This window comes from Burkholderia sp. AU17457, assembly GCF_002223255.1.
Classification (GTDB): Bacteria; Pseudomonadota; Gammaproteobacteria; order Burkholderiales; family Burkholderiaceae; genus Burkholderia; species Burkholderia sola.
Map to the genome: position 1 here is coordinate 999085 of NZ_NKFB01000003.1, position 19329 is coordinate 1018413.

Consider the following 19329-nt stretch of genomic DNA (forward strand, 5'->3'; position numbering starts at 1 on the left):
CCGCTACGCGCTCATCGCCAGCGCATTCGCGCCGACGTGCCACCGCAGGCATTCGACGACGAGTGCGTGATTGTCTTCCGAGCCGAGCCCCGCGATCGTCATCGCGCCGACGATGCCGGCGCCGTCGAGCCGCAACGGCACGCCGCCGCCGTCGAGCGCGTAGTCGTCGTCCGACAGGCCGTGCGAGCGCAGCGACCAGCCGGCGCGTCGAAAGCACGCGCCGACCGCGAGCGAACTCTGGCCGAAACGCAGCACCGTGTTCTGCCGGCGGCGAATCGTATCGCTGTCGTGCGCGTCGCTGCCGTCAAGCGCGCAGTAGAACAGCGGCGCCTGCCCGCCGACGACGGCGACCGCGATCGGCAGCCCGCGGCGCGACGCGAGGTTGACCGCGATTTCTCCGATGCGGCGTGCGATGGCCGCATTGAAGTGCGGTAGCGCCGGGTTCGACGCATCGTCGAAGGCGTGGGGTTCGAGGCGAAAGGGGGGCGTCACCATGGCGGCTCCGTGGCGTTGCCGGCGCGGTACGCGCGTGCCGGGCGTCGCATCGTCACGGGCCGCGCGCGGGCCCGTCTTCCGTTCAGTGCTTCGGCGTTTCAGCACGTCAACGCTTCAGCGTTTCGGCGCCGCGTCGAGCATCCACTCGTGCGCGGGATCGTTCTTGAATGCCCACGCGCGGCTTGGGCCCGCCATCACGTTCAGGTAGTACAGGTTGTAGCCGTGAGGCGCGACCACCGGGTGATAGCCGCGCGGCACCATCACGACGTCGTGGTTCTCGACCGCGCACGCCTCGTCGAGGCTGCGGTCGTCGGTGTACACGCGCTGAAACGCGAAGCCCTGCGGCGGATCGATCCGGTGGTAGTAGGTTTCCTCGAGCGACGTCTCGTCGGGCGCCGCGTCGCGGTCGTGCTTGTGCGGCGGATAGCTGCTCGAATGGCTGGCCGGCGTGACGACTTCGACGACGAGCAGCCGGTCGGCGGCCGCGTTGTCGCCCATCAGGATGTCGCACACGTAGCGCGTGTTGGTGCCTTGCCCGCGCACCGAGCGGCGCATCCGCTCGCCGTCGAGGCGCTGCACGCGCTTGTCGCCGCTCGCGTACGGCGCGGTGCACAGCGCGACTTCCGCATCGCGCGTCGCGACCAGCGTGACGGTCTTGCCGCCCGGCACGTACAGCGCGTCCGGCGACACGTCCTCGAATACGCTGTCGCGCTTGCCGAGTGCGTCGTAGGCTTCGCCGTCGACGTCCGCGCGTACCGTGCCCGTCAGCACGACCACGCACAATTCGCGCGTGCCGGTGTCGAGCGTTTCGGTGTCGCCGGCCTTCAGGCGCAGCGCGCGAAAGCCGACATGTTTCCAGCCGGCCGATTCGGGTGTGACGTTGCAGATTTCGCGGTCGGCGGATGCCTTGACCAGCAGGGGAGAAATCGTCATGAAGTGGGTCTCCGCAATAGGGTAGGGCTCGGACGCTCGGGTGCTGGCGCGCGAACTCACGCGCTCAATCGATCGACGATCGCGCGCAGCGACTCGTAGCCCTTCTTCGCATACGCATAGCTCGGCGCGACGGCCGGGTCCTGTTCGGCCTCGACGACGAGCCAGCCTTCGTAGCCGGCGTCCTTCAGCGTGCGCAGCGTCGCGTCGTAGTCGAGCGCGCCGTCGCCCGGCACCGTGAAAGTGCCGTTGATCACGCCGTTCAGGAAGCTCCAGCCGTCGTTGCGCGCCTTGTTCACGACCTGCGGCCGCACGTCCTTGCAATGTACGTGCGCGACGCGCGACACGTGCTTCTTCAGCAGCGCCACCGGGTCGGCCGCGCCGCCGAAATACGCGTGGCCGGTGTCGAACAGCAGGAACACCTTCGCGGGATCGGTCAGCGTCATCAGCCGGTCGACGTCGTCCGGCGACTCGACGTACGCGCCCATGTGGTGATGGTAGGCAAGCTTGATGCCGTACGTGTCGAGCAAGTGCGCGCCGAACGCGTCGAGGCGCGACGCATAGCGTCGCCACGCTGCGTCGCCGACGAAACGCGGCCGCTTCGCGACCGGCGTGTCGATGTTGCCCTGGATCGTGCCCGCGCATTCGCCGTACACGACGACCTTCACGTCGTTGTACTGCAGCTTCGTCATGTGCGCGCGGCAGCGCTCGATTTCCGCCGCGACGGCATCGGCATCGGTCATGCCCGGCGCGACTTCCGCGAGGAAGCCCGAATACCAGCCCGACACGCACACGAGCCCGAATTCGGCGAGCTTCGCCTTCAGTTCGGGGCCCGTCTTCGGAAACTTGTTGCCGAGCTCGAAGCCCGCATAGCCGATTTCGGCGCCTTCCTTCAGCGCCGTTTCGAGCGGCGTCTCGCCGCCGAGCGACGGCAGGTCGTCGTTCATCCACGACAGGGGATTGATACCGATGCGGACGTTCCAGCTCATGACGTGTTTCCTGGGTTCGAATGTTGTTGTCTCGGCGCGGCCGATGGAAAGGGGCGTGGATCAGCGCCGCTGGCGGGTCTTCGCGTCGAGATACGCGCGGTGCGCCGCTTCGACGCCGGCGCGTTCGGACACCTGCGGCACCGCGACTTCCCACCACGCGCCGCCGTCGTCGGTCGTGCGGCGGTGCGTGGTGTCGATCACGAGCACCTGGCTTTTCGTCGCCGCCCGCGCGCGCTTCATTTCGTCGCGCAATTCACCGATGTCGCGCACGTGCACGGCTTCGGCGCCCATCGCGCGCGCATGCATCGCGAAGTCGATCGTCGAGCGTTCGCCGCCTTCGGGCACGCAGTCGTCGAGCATGTTGTTGAAGCTCGCGCCGCCGCAATTGAGTTGCAGCCGCTCGATGCAGCCGTAGCCGCGGTTGTCGAGGATCACGACGATGAGCTTGCGGCCGAGCATCACGGAGGTCGCGAGCTCGGCGTTGAGCATCATGTACGAGCCGTCGCCGACGATCACGATCACTTCGCGCTCCGGCCGCGCGAGCTTCGCGCCGAGGCCGCCGGCGACCTCGTAGCCCATGCACGAATACGCATAGTCCATGTGGTAGTTGCCCGGCACGCCGCTGCGCCACAGCTTGTGCAACTCGGCCGGCAGCGTGCCGGCCGCGCAGACGACGAGATCGTCGCGCGCGCTGTCGCGCCCCGCGTCGGCCGCGGAGTCGCGCACCGCGCCGATCACTTCCGCGTCGTACGGCAGCGTGTCCTTCGGAATCCGCGTGGTCAGGTCCGTCACGCGCGCGTTCCATGCGGCGGCCTGGTCGCGGTTCGCGGCGGTCCACGCCGGGTCGGCGCGCCAGCCGGCCAGCGCGGCCGACAGCTGGCCGAGGCCCGTGCGCGCATCGGCCACCAGTTGTCGGCTGCGTTTCTTGCCGGCGTCGAACGGCTGCACGTTCAGGCTCAGCAGCGTCGCGTCGCCGTAGAGCGCGTGCGAACCGGTCGTGAAATCCTGCAGCCGCGTGCCGACCGCGAACACGACGTCGGCCTGCGCGGCCGCGCGGTTCGCGGCGGGCGAGCCCGTCACGCCGATCGAGCCGAGGTTCAGCGGGTGGTCCCACGCGAGGCTGCCCTTGCCGGCCTGCGATTCGGCGACCGGCACGCCGTGCGTGTCGGCGAACGTGCGCAGCGCGTCCCACGCCTGGCTGTACAGTACGCCGCCGCCCGCGACGATCAGCGGCTTTTTCGCGGCCTTCAGCACGTCGAGCGCATCGGCGAGTTCGAGCGCATCCGCCGGAGAGCGGCGCATCCGGATCACCGGCGGCGCGAAGAAATCCTCGGGCCAGTCGTACGCGAAGGTTTGCACGTCCTGCGGCAGCGCGAGGCACACGGGCCCGCACTGCGCGGGATCGGTCATCACCTGGATCGCGCGCGGCAGCGCGACGAGCAATTGCTCCGGCGATGTGATGCGGTCGAAGTAGCGCGTCACGGGCCGGAAGCAGTCGTTCGCGCTGACGTCGCCCTGTTCGAAATCCTCGACCTGCTGCAGCACCGGGTCGGGCAGCCGCGACACGAACACGTCGCCGGGCAGCAGCAGCAGCGGCAGGCGGCCGACGTGCGCGAGCGCGGCGGAAGTGAGCATGTTGGTCGCGCCGGGGCCGATGCTCGACGTCGCGGCCATCATCCGCTGGCGGAAATTGGCTTTCGCGAACGCGACGGCCGCGTTGGCCATGCCTTGCTCGTTGTGCGCGCGAAACGTCGGCAGCCGGTCCTTCTCCGCGTGCAGCGCCTCGCCGAGCCCGGCCACGTTGCCGTGGCCGAAGATCGCGAACACGCCGCCGCAGTACGGCAGGATCTCGGTGCGGCCGTCGGGCTGGACGACTTCGGCGCGCAGGGCGGCCAGGTAGCGCACGAGCGCCTGGCTGACGGTCAGTCTTACGGTGGTGGTCATCGTCGGTCGATAGAGAGAAGTCGGGTGGTCGTCACGAACACGGGCATCAGGCCGCCGCGGCGCGCGCGGCGGCCCGGCGGCCCAGCCACGCGTCGACCAGTCGGGCGAAGTTGCCGGCCACTTCGTCGATCAGCGCCTGGTCGTCGATCCGGCCCGCGAACCAGTTCAGCGACGCATCGGCCCACAGCGTGCGCCCGACCATGAAGCCCTTGACGATCGGGTTGGTCGCCGAGCGGAAGCTGTCGACGAGGTATTGCAACGGCTGGTTCAACCCGAGGATCACCGCGCCGCGGCAGTACGGGTCGCGCTCGGCGATCAGCGCGGCGAGCCGCGCCCACCCGTCGGCGGTGAGCGGCGTGAGCTTCCACCATTCGGGTTTCACGCCGAGGTTGTAGAAGCGCGCGACCGTGCGCAGCACCGCGTCGTCCTCGGTGCCGGCCGGCGTGACCGCGCGCGGCGGAATCATTTCCAGCAGCAGTTCGTTGCCGCTCGCGCGCGTGGCTTCCCACAGTTCCAGCACGCGCTGCTCCTGCTCGACGCGCAGGTCGACGTGGTCGTCGGGGTGATAGTGGACAAGGCACTTCACGACCTGTTCGGTCGGCCAGTGCGTGAGCGACGAGCCGACCGAGCGCGTGTCGTCGAAGCGCAGCGGCCGCGAGCCGGGCAACTCGACCGGGCGGCCGACCCACCAGCCGCGCCCGGTGGCCGACGCGAGCGCGTCGCTGCCGTACGCACCGCCGTCGATCAGCACACCGACGTGGCCCGCGATGCCGCGATCGCGCTCGACCTGTTCGACCGCGCGCACGAGCAGGCGCTTCAGCGTCTTGATCCGCGCTTCGTCCGCGCCGGCCTGCACCGCGAGCTCGTAGAACTGGCTCCGATGGTCGAACGCCATCACGCAGAGATCGTCCCATTCGCGGCGCGGCACCGTCACGCGATGCAGGTGCGCGAGCGTGCGGTCTGCATCGACCACCGGGTTGCGACTGCCGTCGAACCAGTGCGCGAGTTCGGCCGGCGTCGGCATCGCGGCCGAGCATGCGTGGCGCGACACGACGATCGCGCCGCATGCGTTCGCGATACGCGTCGATTCGGCCCAGTCGCGCCCGCGCAGCAGCCCGGACAGCAGCCCCGACAGGAACGCGTCACCCGCGCCGAGCACGTTGAGCACTTCGACGCGCTCGCCGAGAAAGGTCGGCGCATCGTCGATGCGCGCGGGAACGTCGCCTTCGATCACGCAGCAGCCGAGCGCACCGCGCTTGACGACCAGCGTCGCGTTCGTGATCGCGCGCACCGCGTGCAACGACGCGATCAGATCATTTGGCACGCCGCCCGCGATCAGGAATTCCTCCTCGGTGCCGACCAGCAGGTCGAATTCGCCGAGCACCTGCTGCAACTGCCGCGTCACCTGCGCGTCGGGCACGTAGCGGTTTTCGCCGGCGCCTCGCGCGGTCAAGCCCCACAGCACCGGCCGGTAGTCGATGTCGAGGATCCGCACGGCGCCGTGGCGGCGCGCATACGTCAACGCGGTCAGCGACGCCTCGCGCGTGCCCGGCGTCGACAGATGCGTGCCGGTGATCGCCAGCGCGCGGCAACCGGCGATGAAGTCCTCGCTGATCTCGTCGGCGCGCACGGCCATGTCCGCGCAGTTCTCGCGCACGAACAGCAGCGGGAACGTATCGCGATCCTTCAGCCCGAGCAGCACCAGCGCGGTCAGGCGCTCGCGGTCGGTCTGCAGCTGGCTCGTGTCGCAGCCTTCGCGCTCGAGCGTCTCGCGCAGGAAGCGGCCCATCTGCTCGTCGCCGACGCGCGAAATCATCGCGGTCTTCAGCCCGAGCCGCGCGACGCCGAACGCGACGTTGCCCGACGAGCCGCCGAGATACATCTGGAAGCTGCGCGCGTCCTCGAGGCGGCTGCCGTACTGCTGCGCATAGAGATCCACGGCCACGCGGCCGAGGCAGGCGAGATCGATGGGGCGGTCACTCGGAAAGTTCAGCAGGCTCATATCACGTGTCACGCTCGCGGCCGGCGTTCGGCGCTGCCGGCAGATTAGGGGACCGATCCGGGGGCGGCTGTCCGCAGCATGAGCTGCACGACACGGGGCTGCCTGTCGCCGGGATTCGGGCTACGGAACGGAGTCTAGACTTTTTGGAAATCCAGTTCCCTAGGTGAAATCACGTAGAAATAAATTTCCAAATTTTCGAGGAAGTGATCTACAGTTTCATCCGGATGCTTCAGTCCCGATCGGACCAGATCGGACTCGGCCCGGCGGCGCGCAACGCGCCGTCTTCCGCCCCCGGAGATGAGGAGACAGATTGATCATGAAGACCAAGCTGATGGCCGTCGCGGCCGCCGCGATCCTGGCTGCGCCGCTCGCGCATGCCGAGAAGATCGGCGTGACGATGGCATCGTTCGACGACACATTCCTGACCATCCTGCGCAACAGCATCGCCGATTCGGCGAAGAAGGACGGCGCGACGGCGCAGATCGAGGACGGCGGCAACGACGTCGGCAAGCAGTTGAGCCAGGTCCAGAACATGATCGCGCAGAAGGTCGACGCGATCATCGTGAACGCGGTCGATACCGACGCGACGCCGAAGATCACGAAGATGGTGACCGCCGCGAAGATCCCGCTCGTGTACGTGAACCGCAAGCCGGTCGATTTCGACAAGCTGCCGGCCGGCGTCGCGGTCGTCGCCTCCGACGAAAAGCAGTCGGGCACGCTGCAGGCGCGCCAGGTGTGCAAGCTGCTCGGCGGCAAGGGCGACATCCTCGTGCTGATGGGCGAACTGTCCAACGAATCGGCGCGCGCCCGCACGAAGGACATCGAGGACGTGATCGCGACGAAGGATTGCTCGGGCATGAAGATCGTCGACAAGCGCGAAGGCAAGTGGAGCCGCACGCAGGGGCAGGACATCACGATGAACTGGCTGAGCTCCGGGACGAAGTTCGACGCGATCGTGTCGAACAACGACGAAATGGCGATCGGCGCGATCAACGCGCTGAAGGCCGCGCGCAAGCTGACGCCGAAGACGGTCGTCGCGGGCATCGACGCGACGCCGGACGGTCTTGCGGCGATGAAGGCCGGCGAGCTAAAGGTGTCGGTCTACCAGAACGCGACCGGGCAGGGCGCGCAGGCGGTGGCCGCGGCGCTCAAGCTCGCGAAGAAGCAGCCGGTCGATCGCTACGTGAACGTGCCGTTCGAACTCGTGACGCCGGAGAACATGAACCAGTACGCGAAGCACTGACCGGTTTTTCCGCTGAACTGCGCGGGCCCGGCGCGGCCGGGTTCGCGCGCGATTTTCGAGGTACGTCCATGTTTACAGCCAGGATCGCGCGCTCGATGGCCAGCGAAAGCGCGCCGGCCGCGTCGTCCGCCGCGCCGGGTTCGTCCGGTGCGCCCATGGCCGACTGCGTGCTCGAGGTGCGCGGCGTCGGCAAGTCCTTTCCCGGCGTCGTCGCGCTCGACGGCGTGCAATTCCGCGTGCGCCGCGGCACCGTGCATGCGCTGATGGGCGAGAACGGCGCCGGCAAGTCCACGCTGATGAAGATCATCGCGGGCGTCTACACGCCCGACCAAGGCGAAATCCTGATCAACGGCGAACCGGTCGTGCTGAACGGCCCGCTCGACGCGCTCGACCGCGGCATCGCGATGATCCATCAGGAACTCAACCTGATGCCGTACATGACGGTCGCGGAGAACATCTGGATCCGCCGCGAACCGAAGAACCGCTTCGGCCTGATCGATCACGCCGAGCTGCGCCGCCGCACGGCCGCGCTGTTCGAGCGGTTGTCGATCGACATCGATCCGGAAACCGACGTGCGCACGCTGACGGTCGCGAGCCGGCAGATGGTCGAGATCGCGAAGGCCGTGTCGTTCGACTCGGACGTGCTGATCATGGACGAGCCGACCTCCGCGCTGACCGACAAGGAAGTCACGCACCTGTTCCGGATCATTCGCCAGCTGCGCGAGCAGGGCAAGGGCATCGTCTACATCACGCACAAGATGAACGAGCTGTTCGAGATCGCCGACGAGTTCTCGGTGTTCCGCGACGGCAAGTACATCGGCACGCATGCGTCGAGCGACGTCACGCGCGACGACATCATCCGCATGATGGTCGGGCGCGAGATCACGCAGATGTTCCCCAAGGAGGCGGTGCCGATCGGCGACGTCGTGCTGTCGGTGAAGGATCTGTGCGTCGACGGCGTGTTCCGCGACGTGAGCTTCGAGCTGCGCGCGGGCGAGATCCTCGGCGTGGCGGGCCTCGTCGGCTCGGGGCGCTCGAACGTCGCGGAGGCGCTGTTCGGCGTCGTGCCGGCCACGTCGGGCGAGATCCGCATCGACGGCAAGCCGGTGCGGATCGCGACGCCCGCGCAGGCGATGAAGCACGGGATGGCGTTCCTCACCGAGGACCGCAAGGATTCCGGCTGCTTCCTGAATCTCGACCTGCTCGCGAACATGGAGGCGGCGGTGCTCAGCCGTCGCTACGTGAAGTTCAATTTCGTGCAGCAGGCGCAGTTGAAGCGCGACTGCGAGGAAATGAGCCGGATGCTGCGCGTGAAGTCGCCCGGGCTGCACGAGGAAATCCAGAACCTGTCGGGCGGCAACCAGCAGAAGGTGCTGATCGGCCGGTGGCTGCTCACGCAGCCGCGCATCCTGATCCTCGACGAACCGACCCGCGGCATCGACGTCGGCGCGAAGGCCGAGATCCACCGGCTCGTCAGCGCGCTCGCCGGCAAGGGCGTCGCGGTGCTGATGATCTCGTCGGAAATGCCGGAAGTGCTGGGGATGAGCGATCGCGTGATGGTGATGCACGAAGGACGCATGACCGGCATCGTCGATCGCAAGGACGCCGACCAGGTCCGCATCATGGATCTCGCGTCGCGCTGAGCCGAAACAAGATTGGAGACAACTGAAATGGGCAACCTGAACCCGGTCGCGGATGCGCAGACCATGACACTCAAGTCGCGGCATGCGAAGTGGCCGCCCGAACTGAGCATCTTCCTCGTGCTGGTCGGCATCAGCCTGTTCTTCGAGGTCGTCGGCTGGATCGTCGTCGGCCAGAGCTTCCTGTTCAATGCCGAGCGGCTCGAGATCATCGTGCTGCAGATGGCCGTGATCGGCATCATCGCCGTCGGCGTGAACCTCGTGATCATCACCAGCGGGATCGACCTGTCGTCCGGGTCGGTCGTCGCGGCGGCCGCCGTCGTGTCGGCGAGCCTCGCGCAGGTGTCCGACTTTCCGCGCGCGGTGTTTCCGCACCTCACCGACCTGCCGGTCATCTGGCCGGTGCTGGCCGGCGTGTGTGTCGGGCTGCTGGTCGGTCTCCTGAACGGCACGCTGATCGCGATGACGGGCATCCCGCCGTTCATCGCGACGCTCGGCACGATGGTCGCCGCGCGCGGCTTCGCGAAGTGGTTCACCAACGGGATGCCGGTGTCGATGCTGACCGATCCGTTCGCGGCGATCGGCGCGGGCGCCAATCCGGTGATCATCTTCGTCGTGATCGCCGCGATCTTCCACGTCGTGCTGCGCTATACGCGCTTCGGCAAGTACACCTATGCGATCGGCGCGAACCGCCATGCGGCCGTCGTGTCGGGCATCAACGTCACACGACACCTGATCTTCGTCTATGCGATCGCGGGCCTCCTGAGCGGGATCGCCGGCACCGTGACGGCCGCACGCGCGATCTCCGGCCAGTCCGGCATGGGCGTGATGTACGAGCTCGATGCGATCGCGGCCGTCGTCATCGGCGGCACGTCGCTGTCGGGCGGCCTCGGCCGCGTGACGGGCACCGTGATCGGCGTGCTGATCCTCGGCGTGATGACGTCGGGCTTCACGTTCATCCGCATCGACGCGTATTACCAGGAGATGGTGAAGGGCGCGATCATCGTCGCGGCCGTGATCGCCGACCAGTACCGCAACAAGAAGTCGCGCCGCTGAACGCACGCGCGAGCCCCGAATCCGTATTCGCCAAGGAAGCCCGATGAAGATCGCGTTGGACCCCTACATGATTCGCCACCTGCCGCTCGACCGGCTGCCGCATGCGGTGGCCGAGCTCGGCTACGACCAGATCGAGCTGTCGCCGCGCAGCGACTTTCTCGACTGGTGGGTGATGCCGCGCGCGACGCGTGAGCGCATGGCCGCGTTCCGCCAGGCGATGCGCACGAGCGGCGTCGGCCTCGCGTCGCTGCAACCGATGTACCGCTGGGCGAGCCCGTTCGACGACGAGCGGCAATGGGCCGTGCGGTGCTGGAAGAAGGCGATCGAGGTGGCAGTGGAGATGGAATGCCCGCTGATGGTGTCCGAGTTCGGTCGTGGCGCGTCGCCCGAGCGCTCGGTCGGCGAGCGGCCGGGCGCGAACCCGAAGGAGCTGTGCGAGGCCGCGTGGTTCCGCTCGATGGACGAGCTGCTGCCGATCCTCGAGCGCGAACGCATCGTGCTGTCGGTCGAGCCGCATCCGGAGGACTGGATCGAGCAGCTTCAGCCGGCGATCGACATCGTGACCAATATCGATTCGCCGTCGCTGAAGCTGTCGTATATCGCGCCGCACACGTTCTACTACGGCGACGACATGGCCGCGATGATCGCGCAGGCCGCGCCGATCCTCGCGCACGTGCGCGTGGCCGATACGTTCGACCACCGCAAGAGCAGCCAGCTGCGCTACATCGTGAACCCGCCCGGCTCGAACCAGATCCGCGTGCACCAGCATCTCGACATCGGGCAGGGCGAGATCGACTGGGACGTGTTTTTCCGCGCGCTCGGCGCCGCCGGCTTCGACGGCGTGATGTCGTCGTGCGTGTTCGCGTGGGAGGACCGCGCGGAAGCGTCGTCGCGCTACATGCGCGACACGATGCAGCGCTACGTCGATCGCCATTTCGATCGCACCGCGCGCTGACTGATGACCGATTGCCCACCGGCGCGGCACGGGCCGCGCCGCTGATGAACGAACGACTGGAGACAACTGCATGACCTTGCAAATCGGCGTGATCGGCTGCGGCGCGATCGGCCAGGACCACATCCGCAGACTGACCCGCACGCTGTCCGGCGCGCGCGTCGTGGCCGTCAACGACATCGATCCGCAGCAGGCGCGCGACGCGGTGACGAAGTACGGGCTCGACGCCGAGATCTACGGCGACGGCCACGAAGTGGTCGCGGCCGCCGACGTGCAGGCCGTGCTCGTCACGTCGTGGGGGCCGACGCACGAGGCGTTCGTGCTCGACGCGATCGCGCACGGCAAGCCGGTGTTCTGCGAGAAGCCGCTGGCCGTCACGGCCGACGGCTGCATGCGGATCGTCGAAGCCGAGGTCGCGCACGGCAAGCGGCTCGTGCAGGTCGGCTTCATGCGGCCGTACGACGAAGGCTATCGCGCGCTCAAGCGCGTGATCGACAGCGGCCAGATCGGCGCGCCGCTGATGCTGCATTGCGCGCACCGCAACCAGTCGGTCGGCGAGCGCTACACGACCGACATGGCGATCACCGACACGCTGATCCACGAACTCGACGTGCTGCGCTGGCTGCTCGGCGAGGATTACACGCGCGCGCAGGTCGTCTATCCGAAGAAGACGCGCCATGCGAGCGCGCATCTCGCCGATCCGCAGATCGTGCTGCTCGAAACCGCGAGCGGCGTGCGCATCGACGTCGAGATCTTCGTGAACTGCCAGTACGGCTACGACATCCAGTGCGAGGTGGTCGGCGAGCAGGGCATCGCGAAGCTGCCCGATCCGCCGGCCGTCGGGCTCAAGCATGCGGCGCGGCAGTCGGTCGAGATCATGACCGACTGGAAGGAGCGCTTCATCGCGTCGTACGACGTCGAGCTGCAGGCGTTCATCGACGGCGTGCGTCACGGCGCGCTGACCGGGCCGTCCGCGTGGGACGGCTACGCGGCGGCGGTCGCGGCCGACGCGTGCGTGCGCGCACAGCAGAGCGGCGCGGTCGAGCCAATCGCGATGGCCGACCGTCCCGCGTTCTATCGCGGCTGACCGTGACCGCTTGCCATTTACCTGGACCGACCGACATGACGATGAAGATTGGCTGCGCGCCGTGCTGCTGGGGCGTCGACGACGTGAAGAACCCGCACCTGCCGCCGTGGCGGCAGGTGCTCGCCGAGGCCGCGCAGGCCGGCTACTCGGGCATCGAGCTCGGGCCGTACGGCTACATCCCGCTGGACCTCGGCGTGGTGAGCGCCGAGCTCGAACGCCAACGCCTGAGCATCACGGCCGGCACGATCTTCGACGATCTCGTGTCGCCGGAGAACCTGCCGAACCTGCTGCGCCAGACGCGCGACATCTGCGCGCTGATCACGCAGTTGCCGAAGCTGCCGACTCAGGACGGCCAGCGCCATGCGGCGCCGTACCTGGTCGTGATGGACTGGGGCCACGAGGAGCGCGACTACGCGGCCGGCCACGGCGATCGCGCGCCGCGGCTGTCCGACGCGCGCTGGGCGCGGATGGTCGACCATATCCGGCAGATCGCGGCGATCGCGCGCGACGAATTCGGCGTGCGCGCGGTGATCCATCCGCATGCGGGCGGTTATATCGAGTTCGCGGACGAGATCGACCGGATCGTTGCCGATATGCCGGCCGAGACGGCGGGCCTGTGTCTCGACACGGGCCATCTGCATTACTCGGGCATGGACCCGGAAACGTGGCTGCGCCGCCATGCGGCACGGCTCGACTACGTGCATTTCAAGGATATCGACGCGGCCGTATACGACGCGGTGATGGGCGAGCACATTGCGTTTTTCGCGGCCTGCGCACGCGGCGTGATGTGTCCGATCGGCACCGGCGTGCTCGACTACCCGGCGATCCGCCGCGCGCTCGTCGACATCGGCTATGCCGGCTACATCACGATCGAACAGGAACGCGACCCGCGCAACGCCGGCACGAGCTTGCGCGACGTCGCCGCGAGCCGCGCGTTTCTCGCGTCGGCCGGTTTTGCATGACCCCCTGAACACGCACCAGGAACACACCATCATGATTGACGGACAGATTCTGCTTGGACATTCGATTCGCTGGGGCATGGTCGGCGGCGGGCTCGGCAGCCAGATCGGCTACAGCCACCGGTCGGCCGCGCTGCGCGACGGCAGCTTCCAGCTGGTCGCGGGCGCATTCGACATCGATCCCGAACGCGGCCGCCAGTTCGGCGTGAAGCTCGGCGTCGCGGCCGAGCGCTGCTATCCCGACTACGCGACGATGTTCGACGCCGAGGCGCGGCGCCCGGACGGCATCCGCGCGGTGTCGATCGCGACGCCGAACAACACGCACTTCGAGATCTGTCGCGCCGCGCTGAACGCGGGGCTGCACGTGGTCTGCGAGAAGCCGCTGTGTTTCACGACCGAGGAGGCCGAGGCGCTGCAGCGCCTGTCGGTCGAGAAGAACCGGATCGTCGGCGTCGCGTACGGCTACTCGGGGCACCAGATGATCGAGCAAGCGCGCGAGATGATCGCGCGCGGCGATCTCGGCGAGATCCGCATCGTGCAGATGCAGTTCGCGCACGGCTTCCACAGCGAAGGCGTCGAGGCTGCCAGCGCGGCCGCGCGCTGGCGCGTCGATCCGAAGTTCGCGGGCCCGAGCTACGTGCTCGGCGACATCGGCACGCATCCGCTGTACATCTCGGAAGTGATGGCGCCGGAACTGAAGATCAAGCGGCTGATGTGTTCGCGTCAAAGCTTCGTGAAGAGCCGCGCGCCGCTCGAGGACAACGCGTTCACGATCATGGAATACGACACCGGCGCGATCGGCTACGTGTGGTCGAGCGCGGTGAACGCCGGCTCGATGCACGGGCAGAAGGTGCGCGTGATCGGTTCGAAGGCGAGTATCGAATGGTGGGATGAACACCCGAACCAGTTGCGCTACGAAATCCAGGGGCAGCCCGCGCAGGTGCTCGATCGCGGGATGCCGTACCTGCATCCGCACGCATTGCGTGAAGACCGCATCGGCGCCGGCCATCCGGAAGGACTGTTCGAAGCATGGTCGAACCTCTACGCGCGCTTCGCGCTCGCGATGGACGCGGCCGATCGCGGCGATGCCGCGGCGGCGAAGGCGATCCGCATTCCGGACGTGCATGCGGGCGTCGAGGGCGTGCGCTGGGTCGAGAATTGCGTGCGGTCGGCCGACGCGGGCAGCGTGTGGGTCGACTATCGCTGAACGGAGGCGGGCCGGCTGCGTCGCGCTTCGTCGCGACGGCCGGCCTCGTCGGTACACACCCCGATCTTTACGCCGCCGCGAGCGCGTTGGACAATCGCTTCCAGTCTTGCCGTGGAGCGTAGCAGGTGATGATCGAGCGCGTGGGAGCGAGCGGGCGGCGCGGGCCGTGCCGCAAACGTGATTAAATTCGCCCTTCATGCATGTATCCAGTCGAGCCCCGGGCCGCGCCGGCCAGCCACGCGCGCATCGGGGCCGTCAACTTCGCGCTATCCGATGAGCTCATCCGAGAAACCGCCCGCCACCGTCGAGGCGTTCCTGCAGCACCTGACGCAGGAGTACGACGGCCTCAGCAATCGCCTGAAGGTGATTGCGCGCCACGTGGAAACACATCGGGACCAGCTTGGGCTGGAGGGCATCCAGTCGCTCGCGGAGGCCTGCGGCGTCCAGCCGTCGGCGGTCGTGCGCTTCGCGAAGCACTTCGGCTTCTCCGGGTTCTCCGAGATGCAGCGGCTGTTCCGCGAGGGGCTCGCGCAGCAGATCGCGCCGGGGCGCGCATACAACCTGCGTGTGCGCGACGTGATCGAATCGGGTTCGTCGAGCCTGCAGCCCGAACAGATCGCCGACGAATTCATCAAGGGCAGCATTGCCGGTATGCAGCAGTTGCGGCAGACGCTCGATTCGCACGCGCTCGCGCAGGCTGTCGACCTGCTGGCCGATACGCAGGCGATCTGGATCGCCGGGTCGCGGCGCGCGTTTCCGATCGCCGTGTATCTCGACTATGCGCTGCAGCATACCGACAAGCGCATCGGGCTGTTCAGCGCGCTCGGCAGCATGCATCTCGGCCAGATTCGCTCGGTGCGTGAAGGCGACGTGATGATCGTGATCTCGTTCATGCCGTACGCCGACGAGACCGTGCAGGTCGCGCAGCAGGCCGCGCAGCGCGGCGCGCGGCTGATCGCGATCACCGACAGCCGGATGAGCCCGCTCGCGCGGGAGGCGGAAGTGACGCTGATGGTGCAGGACAGCGCGACGTTCGGCTTCCGCGCGCTGACGGCCACGATGGGCCTCGCGCAGAGCCTGTTCGTCGCGCTTGCGTACCGGCTCGAGCTGTCGTACCTGCCGACCGCCGACGGCGCGCACGGCACGAAGGCCGGTTGACCTCGACGACCGGTGCGTCGCCCGCCGAACGGATCGGCGGACGGCGCACCGGTCGGCTTACTTCGCGGTCGGCATCGCGAATTCGGCGCCCTTGCCGATGCTCGACGACCAGCGCTGCATCACCGACTTCTGGCGCGTGTAGAATCGCACGCCTTCCTCGCCGTACGCGTGCATGTCGCCGAACAGGCTCTTCTTCCAGCCGCCGAAGCCGTGCCACGCCATCGGCACCGGGATCGGCACGTTGATGCCGACCATCCCGACCTGGATGCGCCGCGCGAATTCGCGGGCGATGCCGCCGTCGCTCGTGAAGCACGACACGCCGTTGCCGAACTCGTGCGCGTTGATCAGGTCGACCGCTTCGCCGAAATCCTTCACACGCACGCAGCCGAGCACCGGCCCGAAGATTTCTTCCTTGTAGATCCGCATGTCGGGCCGCACGTGATCGAACAGCGTGCCGCCGGTGAAGAAGCCGGCCTCGCGGCCCGGCACGCGCAGCCCGCGGCCGTCGACCACCAGTTGCGCGCCTTCGTTCACGCCTTGCTCGATATAGCCTTCGATGCGCTTGAGCGCTTCGCCGGTGACGATCGGGCCCATCTCGACTTCCGGCGACATCCCGTCGCCGATCACCAGCTTGCGCGCGCGCTCGGCCACGGCCGGCACGATCTTGTCGGCCACGTCGCCGACCAGCACCGCGATGCTGATCGCCATGCAGCGCTCGCCGGCCGAGCCGTACGCGGCGCCGATCAGCGCATCGACCGCCTGCTCGATGTTCGCATCGGGCATCACGACGAGGTGGTTCTTCGCGCCGCCGAGCGCCTGCACGCGCTTGCCCGACTGCACCGCGCGCTGCTGCACGTAGGCCGCGATCGGCGTCGAGCCGACGAAGCTGACGGCCTGCACGTCCGGGTGGTCGAGGAGGGCGTCGACCGCGCCCTTGTCGCCCTGCACGACGTTGAACACGCCGGCCGGGAGGCCGGCCTGCGTGAGCAGGTCGGCGATGAACAGCGCGGCCGACGGGTCGCGCTCGCTCGGCTTCAGCACGAACGTGTTGCCCGTCGCGAGCGCGACCGGAAACATCCAGCACGGCACCATGCACGGGAAGTTGAACGGCGTGATGCCCGCGACGACGCCGAGCGGCTGGCGCATCGTCCAGTTGTCGATGCCGGTGCTGACCTGGTCGGTGAAGTCACCCTTCAGCAGTTGCGGCACGCCGCACGCGAATTCGACGATGTCGATGCCGCGCGCGACTTCGCCCTGTGCGTCGGAGAACACCTTGCCGTGTTCGGCCGTGATGATCGCAGCCAGCGTGTCGCGGTGCTCGTTCATCAGTTGCAGGAAGCGGTGCAGGACGCGAGCGCGGCGGATCGGCGGCGTATCGGCCCAGGCCGGGAACGCGGCGTGGGCGGACGCGACCGCCCGGTCGACTTCGTCGTTGCCGGCGAGTGCGACGCGGCGCACCGCGCGGCCGAACGACGGGTTGAGGACGTCCTGGAAGCGGCCGCTGCGGCCGGCGACGGGCGCGCCGTCGATGTAGTGGCCGACGTCGGCGTCGGACGTATATGCGGGAACCGTGGTCATGCGCGTCTCCTGGAATGGGGGGATGGACCGCACCTAGTCTAGGCAAAGCGGCCAGGCGCGAGAAGGCCGCGCAGCTTGATTCACTGTTCAGAATTCTGAATAATCACTGGATGAATCAGCAAAATGTCCAGGCGCTCTGGCCGCATATCCATTCGCTGACGGTGCTGGCCGCGGCCGGCAGCTTCACGGCTGCCGCGCAGCGGCTCGGCATCAGCAAGGCCGCGATGAGCCAGCGCATCGCCGATCTCGAAAAGGCGGCCGGCGTGCCGCTCGTGCGCCGCACCACGCGCAGCGTGCGGCTCACCGATGCGGGCCAGACGCTCGTCGACAGCACGCGCGACGCGTTCGAGTCGATCGGCCAGCACTTCGCGCGCGTGAAGGATCTCGCCGGCGAGCCGCGCGGGCTGCTGCGCGTCACGGCGCCGGTCGCGCTCGGGCGCCAGCAGGTCGTGCCGCACTTGCCGGATTTCCTGCGCCAGCATCCGGGCGTACAAATCGAGCTCGATCTGTCGGACCGCCTGCATTCGCTGACGCAGGAGGGCTTCGATCTCGCGATCCGCCATACGACCACCGCGCCGCAGACCCACGTCGCGTGGAAACTGTGCGACACGCGTTCGCTGCTGGTCGCGAGCCGCGACTATCTCGACACGCGCGGCGCGCCGCGCCACCCGAGCGAGCTCGTCGATCACAGCTGCCTGTGCTACCTGCGCGAGCACGAGCCGGCCGCGTGGAGCTTCGAGCCGGACGGCCGACGGCGCGAGCGCGTGAGCGTGCCGGTGCGCGGCAGTTTCGCGGCGAACAACAGCGAGGCGATGCGCGAGGCCGCGCTCGGCGGGCTCGGCATCGCGCTGCTGCCCGATTTCAGCGCGCGGCGCGATCTCGACGCCGGCCGGCTCGTCGCGCTGCTCGACGGCTGGCGGCCGTCGGGCGCGTTCGGCGATCACATTTTTGCGATCCGTCCGTACAGCCCGGTCGTGCCGAGTGCGGTGCGCGCGCTCGTGCGGCACCTGCGCGAACGGCTCGCGGGCGGCTTCTCCGGCGCGTGAGCCGGGTGCCGGCGGGCGTCTGGCCGTGGGCGGCCCGGGCGCACGCGGCGGCGCTGCGGTAAAATCGCGGCTTCCTCCCGCGCCATGTGTGGCGCGTCATTCGAAGGTCGACAGCCGATGCAGATTCACAAGGAAGTGGATGCGCGCGGGCTCAATTGCCCGTTGCCGATCCTGCGTGCCAAGAAAGCGCTTGCCGATATGGAAAGCGGGCAGATCCTCAAGGTGCTCGCGACCGATCCGGGCTCGCAGCGCGATTTCGCCGCGTTCGCGAAGCAGACGGGCAACGAGATCGTCGAATCGACGACCCAGGACAAGACCTTCGTGTTCCTGATGCGCCGCCGCTGAAGGCGCGCATCACGTGTCCCGCGGCGCCAGGCGCCTCGCCCAGGCTCCTGTTCCACTGGAAAGCGCTAGCCGCGCTTCTCTGACAATTCTTAAACCTCGTTGCGTGACCGGCTGCGTATACTGACCCGGCCGGTCGTCCGCTCCCAGCGGAGGCGCCGGCCACGGTACGTCGCACGGCGGGCTCGGGGGCCATGCCTGACGCTACCGTCGTACAACGGGGAGAGGACATGTCCTTCAGACCAGGGACCCTTCGAAGTCCGTCCGGAGCGGAAAGCATTGCGCCCGTGCGCACCTCGGAATTGAGCCGGATCGAGCTCGATCCGCAACAGGACCGCCACGCGCGTGCCGCGCTGGAGGCCTATGCGGATTCGGCCGCGGCCGAGATGCCGTGGCTGTCCGAGTGGCTGGACGAACGGCTGCGCGACGCCGCGCGGGACGACGGCTCGGGCCCGACCTACTGCGGGGCGACGATCGAACGCGTGTTCGATTTGGCGCAGGCATGGGCGGCGGGCCAGCCCGACTACGCGGCCGGCGCGTGGGAGCGCGTGCGCGACCAGCTGCAGCGGATGCTGGCGCAACCGCCGGTGCCGCGGCGGCCGTCGCCACGCATGCCGACGGATGATTTCGCCGAGCCGGTGGCCGGCATCGCGGGCGCCGAATAGGCGTCCGGTTGCGCAAGAGAAAGGATTATTCGAAGA

The 19329-nt window shown here is 68.2% G+C and carries 17 protein-coding genes; 11 read left to right on the forward strand and 6 right to left on the reverse strand.

What is annotated here, in order from left to right:
* Nucleotides 1-3 precede the first annotated feature (3 nt).
* From CFB49_RS07095 to CFB49_RS07115, 5 genes are all read right to left on the reverse strand, one after another.
* Nucleotides 4-495 carry a heme-degrading domain-containing protein gene (locus CFB49_RS07095; protein ID WP_089490982.1) on the reverse strand — a complete coding sequence of 164 codons (492 nt, stop codon included), beginning with the start codon at nt 493-495 and terminating at the stop codon, nt 4-6.
* Between the two features lie 114 nt (nt 496-609).
* A complete protein-coding gene (iolB, locus tag CFB49_RS07100; protein ID WP_069621307.1) occupies nt 610-1428 on the reverse strand; it encodes a 5-deoxy-glucuronate isomerase in 819 nt (272 codons plus the stop codon).
* A gap of 56 nt (nt 1429-1484) precedes the next feature.
* Nucleotides 1485-2414 carry a myo-inosose-2 dehydratase gene (gene iolE, locus CFB49_RS07105; RefSeq protein WP_089490983.1) on the reverse strand — a complete coding sequence of 310 codons (930 nt, stop codon included), beginning with the start codon at nt 2412-2414 and terminating at the stop codon, nt 1485-1487.
* A gap of 60 nt (nt 2415-2474) precedes the next feature.
* Nucleotides 2475-4358, reverse strand: a complete 1884-nt coding sequence (gene iolD / locus CFB49_RS07110; RefSeq protein ID WP_089490984.1) for a 3D-(3,5/4)-trihydroxycyclohexane-1,2-dione acylhydrolase (decyclizing) — start codon at nt 4356-4358, stop codon at nt 2475-2477.
* 46 nt (nt 4359-4404) lie between these two features.
* A complete protein-coding gene (locus tag CFB49_RS07115) occupies nt 4405-6360 on the reverse strand; it encodes a bifunctional 5-dehydro-2-deoxygluconokinase/5-dehydro-2-deoxyphosphogluconate aldolase (RefSeq protein WP_069621310.1) in 1956 nt (651 codons plus the stop codon).
* 316 nt (nt 6361-6676) lie between these two features.
* On the opposite strand from CFB49_RS07115, the gene CFB49_RS07120 reads away from it, so the two are divergent.
* The 8 genes from CFB49_RS07120 (at nt 6677) to CFB49_RS07155 (ending at nt 15662) form a co-directional block, all read left to right on the forward strand.
* Nucleotides 6677-7603: a sugar ABC transporter substrate-binding protein gene (locus CFB49_RS07120; RefSeq protein WP_069621464.1), complete on the forward strand. Its 927-nt coding sequence runs from the start codon at nt 6677-6679 to the stop codon at nt 7601-7603.
* 68 nt (nt 7604-7671) lie between these two features.
* Nucleotides 7672-9246 (forward strand): sugar ABC transporter ATP-binding protein, encoded by a 1575-nt coding sequence (locus CFB49_RS07125; RefSeq protein ID WP_069621311.1) that lies wholly within the window; start codon nt 7672-7674, stop codon nt 9244-9246.
* A 27-nt stretch (nt 9247-9273) separates the two neighbouring features.
* Nucleotides 9274-10299: an ABC transporter permease gene (locus CFB49_RS07130; RefSeq protein WP_069621312.1), complete on the forward strand. Its 1026-nt coding sequence runs from the start codon at nt 9274-9276 to the stop codon at nt 10297-10299.
* Between the two features lie 43 nt (nt 10300-10342).
* Entirely contained in the window at nt 10343-11254 is a 912-nt protein-coding gene (locus tag CFB49_RS07135) for a sugar phosphate isomerase/epimerase family protein (protein ID WP_089490985.1), read from the forward strand.
* A 70-nt stretch (nt 11255-11324) separates the two neighbouring features.
* Complete coding sequence (locus CFB49_RS07140) at nt 11325-12338, forward strand: Gfo/Idh/MocA family oxidoreductase (RefSeq protein ID WP_089490986.1); 1014 nt, start codon at nt 11325-11327, stop codon at nt 12336-12338.
* A gap of 35 nt (nt 12339-12373) precedes the next feature.
* Nucleotides 12374-13300, forward strand: a complete 927-nt coding sequence (locus CFB49_RS07145) for a TIM barrel protein (RefSeq protein WP_089434909.1) — start codon at nt 12374-12376, stop codon at nt 13298-13300.
* A 31-nt stretch (nt 13301-13331) separates the two neighbouring features.
* Entirely contained in the window at nt 13332-14504 is a 1173-nt protein-coding gene (locus tag CFB49_RS07150) for a Gfo/Idh/MocA family protein (RefSeq protein ID WP_069621316.1), read from the forward strand.
* 273 nt (nt 14505-14777) lie between these two features.
* Nucleotides 14778-15662 carry a MurR/RpiR family transcriptional regulator gene (locus CFB49_RS07155; protein ID WP_069621317.1) on the forward strand — a complete coding sequence of 295 codons (885 nt, stop codon included), beginning with the start codon at nt 14778-14780 and terminating at the stop codon, nt 15660-15662.
* Between the two features lie 57 nt (nt 15663-15719).
* On the opposite strand, the gene CFB49_RS07160 is transcribed toward CFB49_RS07155, so the two are convergent.
* Entirely contained in the window at nt 15720-17240 is a 1521-nt protein-coding gene (locus CFB49_RS07160) for a CoA-acylating methylmalonate-semialdehyde dehydrogenase (protein ID WP_089490987.1), read from the reverse strand.
* 110 nt (nt 17241-17350) lie between these two features.
* On the opposite strand from CFB49_RS07160, the gene CFB49_RS07165 reads away from it, so the two are divergent.
* The 3 genes from CFB49_RS07165 to CFB49_RS07175 all read left to right on the forward strand — a co-directional run bounded on the left by CFB49_RS07165 (nt 17351) and on the right by CFB49_RS07175 (nt 19293).
* Nucleotides 17351-18286, forward strand: coding sequence for a LysR family transcriptional regulator (locus tag CFB49_RS07165; protein ID WP_069621319.1), 936 nt, complete (start codon nt 17351-17353; stop codon nt 18284-18286).
* A 117-nt stretch (nt 18287-18403) separates the two neighbouring features.
* Nucleotides 18404-18631 (forward strand): sulfurtransferase TusA family protein, encoded by a 228-nt coding sequence (locus CFB49_RS07170; RefSeq protein ID WP_006402122.1) that lies wholly within the window; start codon nt 18404-18406, stop codon nt 18629-18631.
* A gap of 227 nt (nt 18632-18858) precedes the next feature.
* Nucleotides 18859-19293: a peptidase gene (locus CFB49_RS07175; RefSeq protein ID WP_089490988.1), complete on the forward strand. Its 435-nt coding sequence runs from the start codon at nt 18859-18861 to the stop codon at nt 19291-19293.
* Nucleotides 19294-19329: the final 36 nt, after the last annotated feature.